Source organism: Rhodococcus sp. KRD197, from assembly GCF_017168235.1.
In the GTDB taxonomy this organism is placed as follows: Bacteria; Actinomycetota; Actinomycetes; order Mycobacteriales; family Mycobacteriaceae; genus Rhodococcoides.
Map to the genome: position 1 here is coordinate 43,139 of NZ_JABFAO010000014.1, position 13,386 is coordinate 56,524.

The 13,386-nt window shown below is 63.6% G+C and carries 13 protein-coding genes and 1 pseudogene; 4 read left to right on the plus strand and 10 right to left on the minus strand.

The window, feature by feature from the left end:
• Positions 1-4: 4 nt before the first annotated feature.
• Positions 5-1,300: a prolipoprotein diacylglyceryl transferase family protein gene (locus tag J1M86_RS26910; protein ID WP_230595438.1), complete on the minus strand. Its 1,296-nt coding sequence runs from the start codon at positions 1,298-1,300 to the stop codon at positions 5-7.
• 296 nt (positions 1,301-1,596) lie between these two features.
• On the opposite strand from J1M86_RS26910, the gene J1M86_RS20340 reads away from it, so the two are divergent.
• The 3 genes from J1M86_RS20340 (at position 1,597) to J1M86_RS20350 (ending at position 5,000) form a co-directional block, all read left to right on the plus strand.
• Complete coding sequence (locus tag J1M86_RS20340; RefSeq protein WP_032401334.1) at positions 1,597-1,848, plus strand: hypothetical protein; 252 nt, start codon at positions 1,597-1,599, stop codon at positions 1,846-1,848.
• 678 nt (positions 1,849-2,526) lie between these two features.
• On the plus strand, positions 2,527-2,808 hold the full coding sequence (locus tag J1M86_RS20345) for a hypothetical protein (RefSeq protein ID WP_068051046.1): 282 nt from the start codon (positions 2,527-2,529) through the stop codon (positions 2,806-2,808).
• Positions 2,809-2,894: 86 nt separating this feature from the next.
• Positions 2,895-5,000 (plus strand): heavy metal translocating P-type ATPase, encoded by a 2,106-nt coding sequence (locus tag J1M86_RS20350; protein ID WP_230593579.1) that lies wholly within the window; start codon positions 2,895-2,897, stop codon positions 4,998-5,000.
• A 106-nt stretch (positions 5,001-5,106) separates the two neighbouring features.
• Here J1M86_RS20350 and J1M86_RS20355 read toward each other — a convergent pair whose 3' ends face one another.
• The 8 genes and pseudogenes from J1M86_RS20355 to J1M86_RS20390 all read right to left on the minus strand — a co-directional run bounded on the left by J1M86_RS20355 (position 5,107) and on the right by J1M86_RS20390 (position 11,679).
• Positions 5,107-5,751: a DUF305 domain-containing protein gene (locus tag J1M86_RS20355; protein ID WP_008720034.1), complete on the minus strand. Its 645-nt coding sequence runs from the start codon at positions 5,749-5,751 to the stop codon at positions 5,107-5,109.
• An 85-nt stretch (positions 5,752-5,836) separates the two neighbouring features.
• Positions 5,837-6,259 carry a DUF6153 family protein gene (locus J1M86_RS20360; RefSeq protein ID WP_206489955.1) on the minus strand — a complete coding sequence of 141 codons (423 nt, stop codon included), beginning with the start codon at positions 6,257-6,259 and terminating at the stop codon, positions 5,837-5,839.
• Positions 6,260-6,332: 73 nt separating this feature from the next.
• Positions 6,333-7,694 carry a rhodanese-like domain-containing protein gene (locus J1M86_RS20365; RefSeq protein WP_094639403.1) on the minus strand — a complete coding sequence of 454 codons (1,362 nt, stop codon included), beginning with the start codon at positions 7,692-7,694 and terminating at the stop codon, positions 6,333-6,335.
• Between the two features lie 56 nt (positions 7,695-7,750).
• Positions 7,751-8,020: pseudogene (locus J1M86_RS20370) on the minus strand (metal-sensitive transcriptional regulator).
• A 77-nt stretch (positions 8,021-8,097) separates the two neighbouring features.
• On the minus strand, positions 8,098-8,871 hold the full coding sequence (locus tag J1M86_RS20375) for a sulfite exporter TauE/SafE family protein (protein WP_206489954.1): 774 nt from the start codon (positions 8,869-8,871) through the stop codon (positions 8,098-8,100).
• Positions 8,871-9,290 (minus strand): DUF302 domain-containing protein, encoded by a 420-nt coding sequence (locus J1M86_RS20380; RefSeq protein WP_206489953.1) that lies wholly within the window; start codon positions 9,288-9,290, stop codon positions 8,871-8,873. Before J1M86_RS20380 ends, J1M86_RS20375 begins: the two co-directional genes overlap by 1 nt.
• Before the next feature lie 42 nt (positions 9,291-9,332).
• Positions 9,333-9,584: a YgaP-like transmembrane domain gene (locus J1M86_RS20385; RefSeq protein ID WP_094639406.1), complete on the minus strand. Its 252-nt coding sequence runs from the start codon at positions 9,582-9,584 to the stop codon at positions 9,333-9,335.
• Positions 9,585-9,612: 28 nt separating this feature from the next.
• A complete protein-coding gene (locus J1M86_RS20390) occupies positions 9,613-11,679 on the minus strand; it encodes an MMPL family transporter (RefSeq protein WP_241256896.1) in 2,067 nt (688 codons plus the stop codon).
• A gap of 786 nt (positions 11,680-12,465) precedes the next feature.
• Here J1M86_RS20390 and J1M86_RS20395 point away from each other — a divergent pair.
• A complete protein-coding gene (locus J1M86_RS20395) occupies positions 12,466-12,813 on the plus strand; it encodes a hypothetical protein (protein WP_094642614.1) in 348 nt (115 codons plus the stop codon).
• 201 nt (positions 12,814-13,014) lie between these two features.
• Here J1M86_RS20395 and J1M86_RS20400 read toward each other — a convergent pair whose 3' ends face one another.
• Positions 13,015-13,305 carry a hypothetical protein gene (locus tag J1M86_RS20400; RefSeq protein WP_068051213.1) on the minus strand — a complete coding sequence of 97 codons (291 nt, stop codon included), beginning with the start codon at positions 13,303-13,305 and terminating at the stop codon, positions 13,015-13,017.
• Positions 13,306-13,386 lie beyond the last annotated feature (81 nt).

Consider the following 13,386-nt stretch of genomic DNA (forward strand, 5'->3'; position numbering starts at 1 on the left):
GTGATCACGAGAGCACCTGCGACGCTGCGAGGACGCCGATGAGGACCGCGCAGCAGATGAGCGAGACAGTGAGTCGGCCTCGACGAGTGTGCGCGTCCACTCGAAACAGAAACAGGCCTTGCCGGACCAATGTGTATGCGGCAATACTCCCCAGGAAGACCAGCCCTCCGACGGGAAGGTCGACCTGAAGTACCGCGGCGAGCGCAACTCCCGCGATCAACAGGGCTGCAGCGGCCTCGTAGAGCTGAACCGGAATCCTCCTCGTCGCCAGGGTGCGATCGGACGAAAACAGGCCCCACCGAGATCGAGTCGGACGCCCCGAACAGCAGCCCGCCAAGAAGCATCCCGGACGACCGATCGCCATGCCGAGAAACAATCCCGGGGTGGTTGCATCCAGGACTGCGCCGACGTCCATACCCCCGAGTGCTCCGCCGATGACCAAGGTGCCGAGCGAAACGAGGAGGAAGCCTTGTATGCACGCTCCTGCGCGGATGAAAGTAGATATCGGTCGACGGTGCAAGATCAAGTACCAAACCTTGGCACCGATATATCCCAAAACGCAACTCAGAGCTGAAATTGCAACAGCAGCAGCAACATTGGCATCCATGCGTGAGAGCAGGAATCCCTGAACAATCAATGCAACCACCGCTCCCGCGGCTACCAACGCCGGCCAACTCCACACCCGCACAGCGGGACCGTATGTCAGTAGCGCAGTGCGCGCGGTGAGCACAGAGTTCTGCTGCCGTTCGCTACTGTCTGCGCCCCCGTCGATGCGTCGCGCACTCACCTCCCACTCCCCGCTGGCAATGCCCTGAATACGGGTGGTCGCGGCGAACCGGCCTCCAGCGGCAGGACGTGATTTCACGACCAGAGTCCGATCGAAACCGACCTTCTCGGTCGATGCATGGCCCTCGACTTCCACCCGCGATCCAGTGAAGCGAATCGCCACGTCGTGGCTGGGCTCGGCATCGGCCCCGCCGACACCCCAGTACGTCACCGCAAGCCCCAGCGGCTCGACCTGGGAAATCTCATCGGTACAACTGGTGGCTGGTGAGCGCTTGGGTGCGTAACTCTGCGGTGCGGGCGCAACAGCTTCAGGCGTGCGGGCACGTGGGCGCTCCGGCGGCGCTGCAGTATCGATCGTCGGTTCTGCGGCCTGGGCCGACGCTCGCGGTGGGGTAGTGGAGTCCGGCGCGAAAGCCCGGGCGACAGTGGGATGGAGTGCACCGCTGCCGGGCGAGTGGCCCCTGCTTCGAAGATAATCGGCGGCGGCGACGCTGACCGCAGAATGTGGGGCCACCGCTGAGAGGGGATGCCTTGGCTGGGGCTCAGTACGTATGGCACCGGGGTGGGGAGCCGGTGGGCCGCCCCCGAATCGTGTCGCCGTGGTTCGTCGTTTGTGCGCTTTCGATCGCGACTTGCTGGATTTCTTTCCCACAGGTTGCCTCCATCATCGCCTGTCCGGGCGACGGCGTCTCGACAGCAGTCAACTACTATGCTCGATAGTAGCTGAACTACTAAGCGTTATAGTAGGAGCTGCGGGATGACCACACTCCGCAGGTCAGCAGGTGGCTGGTGCGAGAGTGAGGAGCAGCAATGATGAATATGGGCACCATGAGTGGCGGATGGACGATGATGGCAGGAATGGCCGCGTTCTGGCTGGTCGTGATCGCTCTGTTGATCTGGGGTGCGGTTCGGCTGATGTCCGCTCGCCCGCAATCGGGGGAGGACGCGCAGGAAATCCTCGATCGTAGATTCGCGGCCGGGGAGATAGATCGAGATTTCTATCGCGCAGCGGTCGCAGAATTGGCGACCGCTGCGCTGCGCAAGCGTGCCGACACTCGGTAAAGAGCAACTGCGGTGTGACGGGCAGGCATTTTCACCGCATGTGACCGAGTTTGCGGACTGGATATGTCGGTGCGCGCCGGCTGGCCGGTAGGGCAGGGCTCGCCCGGGGCCGGTGAGCGGCAACTGTCGGCGCGTTCGAAGGCGCACCGAAACGATCAGATCGAAAGTGGAACCGAACGTGAGTGATACACCCATCTACGACTTACTCAACGCTACATCGGCGGCGCCGCAGCCCCATGGTGAACGAGACAGTATCGCTCCACCGTCCGATCTGCGGCGTCAGCGATCGACCGAACGAGCAGTTCCGCGATCTTCGAGAGTCGACACGCGGGCTCGCCATGCGCGCCGTGACACGGCGTAATTCGCCCTGCCCTGCCTCCAGTCGGTGAGAAGACTCGTAACGGAAATCGCAGCGAACGCCGATGATCCACGCGCGTGTGCAGGTACGCCCGTCGCTGTAAGGCTCAGCTGTGCCGCGGATGCATGCGCCCCTTGACCGAATCGGTATCGACATCCATGCCCGTCCGTGAGCATGACAGCGACCGCGGGTGCACCTGGTGGCCAGCCGACTGGCGCTCACGCGTTGACAACACCCTGACGGTTCTTCCCAATGGGATCAGGAAGGGGTATGGTTCGACTTGATCAACATATACCCCTATGGGGTATATGTTGTCCGAGATGTCGAAAGCTACGCATGATCATCACGCACTGTCAGTTACGCCGGTATTGATGTACGGCCACTGTGAGCCGTCGGTCCGCAACGACGTCAACGCCGTGATCGGAATGGACACTGTCGCGTTATCGGCGGCGGCAGGGACATTCACGGTCACCAGTGCAGCCGCGCTCGTCCAGGCGCAGATCATTGTCGCCCTCGACGCCGAATGCACAGCCGAACCAGAACCCACGAGTTCATGGGATGAATGGATATCGAACTCGATGGATGAGAGGACTGCACGATGAACGATCACACACACTCCGACGTCGACTCCGCGCGGACGGATCCGCCGAACAGACTGCAGCACAGCGGGCATGAAGAAGGACCCGAAATGCACACGGACGGGGCAGAGAAGGCGACTCCGCAGTCGGACCACGACACCGGCGGGCACAACGCAGAGCACGGCGGGCACACCGGTCACGGTGATCACGTCGGTATGTTTCGTCGCCTGTTCTGGGTCATGCTGGTCCTTGCCGTTCCGGTGATCGTTGCCTCGAACATGTTCGCGATGCTCCTCGGCTACTCATTGCCCGACGCAGCGTGGATTGCCTGGGTCTCTCCGGTGTTCGGAACGGTGATGTACGCCTGGGGCGGGTCTCCGTTCCTCTCCGGAGCAGTCAGCGAAATCCGTTCCCGTGCACCGGGAATGATGCTGCTCATCGCCCTGGCGATTACCGTCGCATTCATTGCGTCGATGGGAGCGAGCCTCGGCCTGCTCGATCATCAGCTCGACTTCTGGTGGGAACTGGCCCTGCTGATCGTGATCATGCTGCTCGGGCACTGGATCGAGATGAGATCACTCGCCCAGACCACCTCCGCTCTGGACTCGTTGGCGGCGTTGCTCCCGGATGTCGCCGAACGCGTCGAGGGCGACGATGTGGTGCCGGTGCCCCCGTCCGAGCTGCAGCTCGGTGATGTCGTTGTCGTCCGCCCCGGCGGCCGCGTACCGGCGGACGGCACCATCGTCTCCGGATCGGCGAGCATGGACGAATCGATGATCACCGGGGAATCACGCACCGTCCGCCGCAGCGACGGCGATCAAGTCGTCGCCGGCACTGTCGCCACCGACTCAGGTCTGCGCGTCCAGGTCACTGCAGTAGGGGAGGACACCGCCCTCGCCGGCATCGGCCGCTTGGTCGCCGACGCCCAGAACTCGACCTCGCGCGCTCAGCGCATCGCGGACACCGCCGCTGGCTGGCTGTTCTGGTTCGCTCTCGGTGCCGCGATCATCACCGCTGCGGTGTGGACTCTGGTCGGGATGCCCGACGACGCCGTCATCCGCACCATCACCGTGCTGGTCATCGCCTGCCCGCACGCACTCGGACTGGCGATTCCGCTGGTGGTCTCCATCGCCACCGAACGCGCCGCCCGCGGCGGTGTTCTGGTCAAGGACCGGCTCGCACTCGAAACCATGCGCACGGTGGACACCGTGCTGTTCGACAAGACCGGGACCCTCACCAAGGGTGAACCCACCGTCACCGCAGTCGAGGTGACCGGCGGGCGCACCGCCGACAACGTTCTCGCGCTGGCCGCTGCCGCAGAAGCAGATTCCGAACATCCACTCGCCCGTGCCATCGTCGAGGCCGCACGCGCGCGGAACCTGACGGTCCCGGCTGCAGCCGGCTTTCAGTCGTCCCCCGCCGTCGGGGTCGCAGCCGACGTCGACGGCGTCCGGATCCAGGTCGGCGGGCCGGCACTGCTCGAGCAGGAACACGGATCCGAACTCGCTGTCGCCGACCGGTGGCGCGGGGACGGGGCGATCATCCTGCACGTCCTCGCCGACGGGGCCGTGATCGGTGCCCTCGCGCTCGCCGATGAGATCCGGTCCGAGTCACGCACTGCGGTAGACGCGCTGCACGCGCGAGGAATCGCGGTCGTGATGATCACCGGTGATGCCGACGCCGTCGCGAAGTCCGTCGCCACCGAGCTCGGTGTGGACCGCTACTTCGCCGGGGTGAAACCGGAAGACAAGTCGCACAACGTCGCTGAACTCCAGAGCGAAGGCCGTACGGTGGCGATGGTCGGCGACGGAGTCAACGACGCCCCGGCTCTGGCGCAGGCCGATGTCGGTATCGCGATCGGGGCCGGCACCGACGTCGCAATCGCATCGGCCGGAGTGATCCTCGCCAGCGACGACCCGAGGTCGGTGTTGTCGGTGATCGAACTCTCGCGCGCCTCGTACCGAAAGATGAAGCAAAACCTCTGGTGGGCAGCGGGATACAACCTCATCTCGGTTCCGCTCGCGGCAGGAGTGCTCGCGCCGGTCGGGTTCGTGCTGCCGATGTCGATCGGCGCGATCCTGATGTCGCTGTCGACGATCATCGTCGCTGCGAACGCACAATTACTGCGTCGACTCGACCTCACACCCGACACCATCACCGGAGCGGTGAACGAGGGGAGTTCCAACCCTCCGTCGCAGCGCACACCGTCACTGTGAGAGCTGATCTCGTACCGGGAACGCAGCCCTGACAATTGTGGAACGTTGATGGCCGCACCTTCTCCGCCGGAGAGGATGCGGCCATCGTTGTCTATAGCGGGCCGGGTCAGCCGAGCAGCCGCTGCATGGTGTCGATTTCCTGCTGCTGGGTGGCGACGATGGTGCGGGCCATCTCCAGGGCGTCAGGATTGGAACCGTCTGCGATTTCGGTGTTGGCCATCTCGATGGCGCCGGTGTGGTGGGCGATCATCATCGTCAACCACTGGCGGTCGAATTCCGGTCCCGACGCTGCCATCAACGCGTCCATGTCCTGAGCGGTCATCATGCCGCTGCCGGAGCTGTGGTCCATCCCGCCCATGTCACCCATGTCACCCATGTCACCCCTGTCCATGTCGGGCATGGGCTGGCCCCACTCGGTGAGCCAGGTGGTCATCTGGTCCATCTCGGGCTGTTGCGCGGCGGCGATCGCCGATGCCAGCGACAGCACCTCCGGGTTGTCGGTGCGGCCGTTCGCCATGTCGGCCATCTCGACTGCTTGGGCGTGATGCGGGTACATCATCTGCGCGAACATCACGTCGGCATCGTTGAACTCTGCGGACGCGCTTGCTTGGGCCGAGGACATCGGTGCCGAGGACATCGATCCCATCGCATGGCCGTCCATCGACGAATCGGCCGCGTTGTCGCTACAGCCGACGACGAGGAACGCGCTCGCGGCGGCAGCAGCGATCGAGGCAATGACTTTGGTACGCATGAGGAAACTCCTTGCAAGAGTGGGTAGTGCAGAGAATTGGATGTCGTTCGATCCGCCGACAGACACGCGTCTGCCGGGCTCCCTGTCACACTGGCAAGGTCACCGATCTGTCCAACTCCCATAACGTCCACGGCGGCGCACGCTCAAGCGTGGAGTCGGCCCGTCCAATGATCCGGTTCACCGATGTCGGCGCCAGGTCGAGGGCTGCGCTCATCGCCGGGACCGTCAGCGCGGGCCACGACACCGTCGTGCCGACGCAGGGATGCATCATCTGGTGCCCCGACGGGCAGTCATGTTCCCCGGTCATCACCGGAACCGTGGCGTCCGTGTGGGACGGTGCTGCGAACGAGGCATGGCCGCCGCTCATCGATGTGGACATCGAGCCGGTCACGGGCATCGACATCGGTGTCACCGAATGCATCAACAGGACACCGAACACCGTCAGTGCAATCAGTAAAGCTGCCGTCGGAGCTGTGCCCCGTCGACCGTGCCGATTCACTGAGTGCATGCGGCCGATGATACCAACATATACCCCCTGGGGGTACGCCTGTCTCGTCGCGTTCGGTCGTCGAAGCATTTCGTCATGTCTTCGAGGTGTCGAGTCCGAGATCTGTTGCGCGGTTGTAGTCGTCGTCGATGAGCACCACGCTGCGATGTTCCCGGTCGAGTAGTGAGGCCGCGATCGAGGCGCGATAGCCGGAGGCGCAGTGCACCCACACTTTGCCGTCGGGAACTTCTGCGAGTCGGTGCGGCAGTTCGTGGAGGGGAATGTTGATCGCACCGGGGATGTGGCCGTCCGCGTATTCGGACTGTTGACGGGTGTCGAGCACTGCAATGTCCGAGTCCTCTGCGGCGAGTCCGGCGAAGTCGGACACTTCGTAGGACCGTACGCGCCCGTCGCTGGCGAGCGAATGAATCTCTCCGACAGCGGAGCCGGAGGGGTGGTCGATGCCGATACGTGCCAACTCCCTTGTGGCCTCGTCGATTTGATCGGATGTGTCGCCGATCAAGGTCAGCGGCGCACCCCACTGGTAGAGCCAGCCGAGGTAGGTGACGAATGTCGTCGACAGCTCGAAGCCGAGGGAACCGTCGAGATGTCCGGCAGCGAAGGCGGTGCGTGCGCGGAGGTCGACGACCCATTGTCCGTCGTCGATGCGGCGGCGTAGTTCGTCGGGGTCGACGGGTTCTGGGGTGGACAGGTCGATCGGTGCGGGGCCTTCGGTGTTGATGACGCCCATGTGGGCGTAGTACGCGGGGTAGGCCGACAGTCCTGCGATCAACTCGTCGACGTAGGTTTGTTCGTCCTGGGTCAGCGCGGGATTGGACTGTTGCTGTTCACCGATGGTCGACGAGTCGCCGCTGGTGGGGGTCGCGGAGCAGAAGCTACCGAATCCGTGGGTGGGGTAGACCTCGACGTCGGCGGGGAGTTCGGCGGCGATTCGACGGACCGAGTGGAACTGGGCATGGGTGAGCTCGTCGGTGTGTTCGGAGCCGAGTAGGTCGGTGCGGCCGGTGGATCCGTAGAGCATCGAGCCGCCGGTGAAGATCGCGATCGGTTCGTCTCCGAGTTGCAGTACGTAGCTGACGTGATGATGTGTATGGCCCGGGGTGTGCATGACCTGAAACGTCGCCGATCCCGCGTCGACGACATCGCCGTCCCCCACTGCCCGTCGCTCGAATTCGACCGGGTCACCCTCGGGCACAACGTATTCGGCTCCGGTGGCGCGTGCGAGTTCGAGGCCGCCGGTGACGTAGTCGTTGTGGATGTGGGTTTCGAGTACGTGGGTGATGGTGGCGTTCTTCTCCGCTGCCAATGCCAGGACGCGGTCGATGTCACGTTGGGGATCGATCACAACGGCGATGCCGTCGTGGCTGACCAGGTAACTGCGGTCGCCCAGGCTCGAGGTTTCGATGATGGCGATATCTGGATCGGTCGTGCTCATGGGGTACTCCTACGGTGTTGTCGGGTCGGCCTCGTTTCTGACGTGAAATGTGTCGTTCAGGCCAGTGCGAGGAAGAGTTTTTCCAGTTCCGCTTCGGTCATGGGTTCTTTGTTGTCGGCGGTCTCGCCGGTCATGCATTCGCGGAGGCCGGTGGCGACGATCTTGAAGCCGGCTTTGTCGAGGGCGCGGGACACTGCGGCGAGTTAGGTGACGACGTCTTTGCAGTCGCGTCCGTTCTCGATCATGCCGATCACTCCGGCGAGCTGGCCGTGTGCGCGGCGCAGACGGTTGAGTACCAATGCGATGCTGTCTTCGTCGCCGACCATTGCGATCTCCTGATGGTGTGAGGGTGGTAGTCGTTCCAGATTACCCCTGGGGGCATCGGGTCGGTGTGTGCGTCCGGTCATGAAAGAAAGAGTGTGTCGACAAGTACGTAGCCTGCGACGGCGAACACCAGGTAGGCGAACCACGTGCGCAGCTTGTCGGTGTCGATGCGTGTGCTCGGTCGCCCGGCGACCAGCGAGCCTGCGATCGCCGCACCGGCGAACGCGGCTGTCAGCGGCCAGTTCCCGCCGAGCCCGTCGGCCTGAGCGATCAGTCCGGCGGCGGAGTTGGCGACGATGACCACCAGCGATGTTCCGACGGCGACACTCATCTCGATTCCCAACAGCAGCACGAGTGCGGGGATGATCAGGAATCCTCCGCCGACGCCGAACAGTCCGGTGAGGACTCCGACGCCGAACCCGGTCGGGATGGACCGTGGTGCGCACCGCCGCCAGTCGATCCCGGAATTCCCTGTTTTGCAGGCAGTTCCGACATCGTCGGTGCTTCCCAGCATCCGCGCCCCGGCGATGATCATGACGATCGCGAAGCCGATCATCACGGCGGCCTCGGGCAGATGTCTTCCCAGGGCGCTGCCGACCAGGGTGCCGACGATACCGGTGGCCGCGAAGATCGCCGCCAGTCGCCACTCGACGAGCTTCGCCCGCACCTTGGGGATGGCCCCGGTCGCCGAGGCGACACCGATCACCAGCAACGAGGTCGGTATCGCCTCCGCCAGGGGCAGGTCGAGGGCGTAGACCAGAACCGGGACGGCGACGATCGACCCACCGCCGCCGAGGAGACCGAGCAGGATGCCGACGGCGACGCCGAGAACCAGGGCCAGCGTCAGGGTCATCAGCTGTGTGCTGTGTCCTGGCCACCGAGTGCGTCGATAGCGGCCTGGAGCTTGGTGGTGGCCTCGGCGGCGACGTCGGAGAGTGCTGGTTCGCCTGTCGCTTGTACCATGATGTCGGGGTTCATGGCTTCGACGATGATCGATCCGGGTGCGCTCGTGTCGGCGCGGACGACGACATTGCACGGCAGCAGCAACCCGATCTGGCGCATGACTCCGACGGCGCGGTGCGCGAGGGTGGGATTGCAGGCACCGAGGATCAGATACTGCTCCATGTCCTCGTCGAGTTTGGCCTTCAACGTGGCCTGCATGTCGATTTCGGTGAGAACACCGAATCTCTGATCGGACAGGGCTGCTTTGACGGAGTCGACTGCGGTGGCGAAGTCGGTGTCGGTCAGGGTGGTCGAGAGTGCGATGTTCATGAGGGAAATTCCTTTCGATTATCAAACTGCGGTGATGTAGGTCTACCCGTTCAGGGGCCGACGAATACTCGGCACGCCGACCCGGCTGAGGAGTGCGCTCGCCGGACACCAGCCGACCGCTGCGTAGAGGGCGAGGTTCGCGGCAGCGAACGCGCTCAGTAGTCGCCACTGCGGTGCGTGTAATTCGCCGAGTGCCAGACCGGTGGCGGTGACACCGGCAGCAAGGGCGGGGACGATACGTTCGATCGGCCATCCTGTGAATGCCGCCGAGTGGGTTGTGTTCGGATCGATCATCAGTGCTCCGTTCGGTGTGGTGAGGGTGTCAGTGAGAGAAGCTGATCGACGGCAGCACCTTGCGCAGCCAAGCCGGTGACCACCATGCGGCGTGACCGGTCAGACGCAGCAAGACCGGCAGCAGGATCAGCCTGATCAGGAAGGCATCGAGCAGTACCGCGACACCGAGAATGATGCCCATCTCTTTCGGTGGGAGCGGATCGGACAGTGCGAAGGTGAAGAACACGGCGACCATCACCGCGGCGGCGGCGAAGATGACCCGGCCGGAGTGCGCGAGCCCGTCGACCTGAGCTGCCTTCGGGTCCCCGGTCTTCTCGTAGTGCTCTTTCGCGGTGGCGAGCAAAAACACGGTGTAGTCCATGGCGATGGCGAAGATCATCGCGAAGAAGAACACCGGACCCCAGCCGTCGAGGAAGCCTTGCGGGGTGAAGCCGAGCAGTGACGCACCGTGCCCGTCCTGGAAGATCAGCTTCGCGACCCCGAACGCTGCCGCGGTCGAGAGCAGACTGACGGCGGTGCCGAGGATCGCGATCAGCGGTGCTTGGAGCGCAACGAGCAGCAGGATGAAACCGAGCGCCAAAATGATGCCGATCACCAGCGGTAGGTAGTCGTTCAGTGCTTGCTGCAGATCGAGGTTCTCCGCCGGCGCACCGCCGACCAACGCCGACTCCGGCAGCTGTGCGCGCAGGTCACCGAGGATGGCGCCCATTCTCTCGTCCGAAGGGTCCACGGTGGGAAGTGCTTGCAGCAGTGAATAGTTCGAGCCATCGGACGCAGGTTGAGGCGGGGTGACCATCGAGATTCCGTCGACGGTAGTGGCTGCGGTGGCGGTCGCGGCCGCATCCGACGCTGGCACGACGATCTGCAGTGCGCCGGGCGCGCCGTCACCGAACTGGGCCTGGACGAGCTCGTAGCCCTGGCGAACCGGTGCGTCCTCGGGCACTACAGAGATCGAGGGCATTGCCACTTTCAGTCCGAGGACCGGAAGAGCCAGCGCGATGAGGATGCCCACGGACACCAGAGCGAACGGCCAGGGGTGCTTGTGCAGCAGTTCACCCCAGGCTGCGAATTTCGGGGAGCGGTGCTGCTGACGCTTGGCGTAGGGCAAGGATGCGGCGTTGACCTTGGAGCCGAGTGCACCCAGGGTTGCGGGGAGCAGGGTCATGGTGGCAATCAGCACGAACGTGACAGCGAGCATGATGCCCACGGCCATGGTGCGCACCGCCGGTGCGGGAACGAGCAGGACGGCCGAGAGGCTCACCAGGACCGTCAGACCGGACAGGACCACGGCCTTGCCTGCGGTGTCCATGGTTTCGGCGACCGCAGCCCGTGGATCGGCGTTGCGCAGTGCGTCGCGGAACCTGGCGACGATGAACAGGGCGTAGTCGATTCCGAGGGCGAGGGCGAACATCATCGCGAAGTTCATCGCCCACACCGAGATCGGCGTGACGCCGTTGAGCAGAACAAGTCCGCCTGCGGATGCGACCAGGCCGGCGACGGTGAGTAGCAGCGGCAGACCCGCGGCGACGAGAGAGCCGAACGCGAGCACCATGATCGCCAAAGTGACCGGCCAGGAGAACAATTCGGCCTGGATCATCGCGTCGTGGTTGGCTTTGTTGAAGTCCGACCACAGTGCTGACGACCCGGTGGGGTAGACCTCGATGCCGTCACCGGACAGTGCGGTCAGCTCGCCTTTGACCTCGTCGACGGCTTTGACCATGTCGTCGGTACTCGCGTCTGCGCCGGCGATGAGGATGCCGGTGTGACGGTCGGGGCTGATGGTCATGCCCGGCTGGGGGGCGACGATCTCGCCGAAGCGGGTGTCGCTGTCGAACACAGCCGCGACGTCGGTGAGTGTCTGCTGCATCGCCGGGTCGTCGATCGAGGCGGTGTCGGAGTGAACGACGACCTGCACTGCTGCAGAGGAGTTGCCGCCGAAATGCTGCTGGGCGAGTTCGCGTACCTGGACGGATTCGGATCCGTTGGCCTGCCAGCCGGCCCCGGCCAACGACGAAAACACCGTTGGTGCAGCTGATCCAAGGGCGATTAGGGTGATCAGCCAGATACCGAACACCCAGCGGCGACGCGTGACCATCGCGCTCCCCAGGCGGCCGAGTGCGCCAGGTGCAGGTGGCCGGTCACGGTCGTGTCGGTCGGTAGCCGCCGCGGTAGCGGGAACGGACATAGCATTCTCCTAAATACGGGTGGGGGTATATGACAAGGCCACGAAGGCCCAAAAGCTTCCTCGAAGACTTAAAGGTGAGGTGTCAGCGATGAAACAGGGAGTGAAAAAAGCCGGTGCGCCTAGCTGGATCGGGTGCCTCGCTCGACGAGCAGGTGCACTGCTGCGGCCGTGGGACATTCTTCATGACGCTGTCGATGTGGCGCCCGCAGCCGGCCCAGGTGGTCTTACCGCATGTCGGGCATGCGACGGGGTAGCACATGGCAATCCTTCCTGGCGGGGTGTACCTACTGTTGCATATACCTAGGGGGGTATGCAAGTACCCCTAGGGGTATAAATCATCGATGCGAGGGTGATGAATGGGAAGGTTCACCGCCGCGGGCGAAAGGGGAACGTTCGCATTTCGTGTAGGAAGACCGCGACTGCTCGAGACGGACTACAGGTCTACCTTTAACAGTGGCTGTATGACACCCACTTCTGAACAAGTGCAGCTGACTTCTGAAACTGACAGATCGTGTCAGTTTCAGAAGTAGGCTGCACGATTTGCTGGGGTTTTACCCGTGATTGCAGTCGTCTTCTGACATTCTGAGTGCAGAAGTGAACTGCACAATCGGCACCACAGGTCGGGGTGTTCAAGGCTGTGGTGGGGGTGGGCGGCCGATGTGCGGACGGGTCGATACGTCGACCAGAATCATCGGTATGACGGAAGAGCGGTCGGCAGAGACTTTTGTGGGGTTCGCGGTGCGCTGGGAACCCTATGGAGGTGCCGATGACGAAGACATCTTCGTGGCGTTCGGGATTTCGGGTGCGGAGTATCGGCGCCGGTTGTGGTGGGCCTTGAATCTGCCCAGTGGCCCAGACCTGGACGACGATGTCCGTGATCGACTCCGTGAGTACGCCATGCGTACCACGCGCCTACGCCGTCGTCGGGGCGGTAGCGAAGTTCGCGATGCACTCAGTGGCGTGTGGAAATGGGGTGATTCCTACGGTGATCGCGACGTGAATCGACTTCCCACCAGCGAGGGCGATCAACGCGAGGATCAGTAGTGTCGATGACGTTTGTCAGTGTCAGAAGTTGGCTGCACTTCGTGCTGACGCCGGGTGTTGGCCTGGGGAACCTTTGGTGCGGTTTCGCAGCGCCCGCGTGATGTCGATGATCGTCATGGCCAGCAGGACTGGTATGGCAATGCTTAGTACGGCCGCGGACCCGATGACCGAGGCAACCAGAATTGAGTAGATGTCCACCGGTCAGGTCTTGTCGCTGATGTCGTTCGGTGTTGTCGGTGCTGTCGTCGACGGTTCGGATTTGTGGTGCTCGATGATGTCGGCGTCGTCGGCGAAGATCAGCGTTCCGTCTTCCGACGCGATGGCCCATCGATGGGGCATGGCCCAGTCTCGGCCGGCGGCGGGGACGGTCAGCAAGTAGTCGGCGAAGTCCTCGACTACGGTCCCGGTAGCGGTGCCGCCCTCTAGGCGTCGCACTTGGAGTGTGTCACCAATGGTGGGTGGTGTCGTTGTGATCTCTACCGGTTCGGTCATGACGGAATTGAAGCAGACGAATTCTCGTGGCTGATCATGCGTCCATCGATTTTCAAAGTCGTCGATGTGCCCGAGACCCCC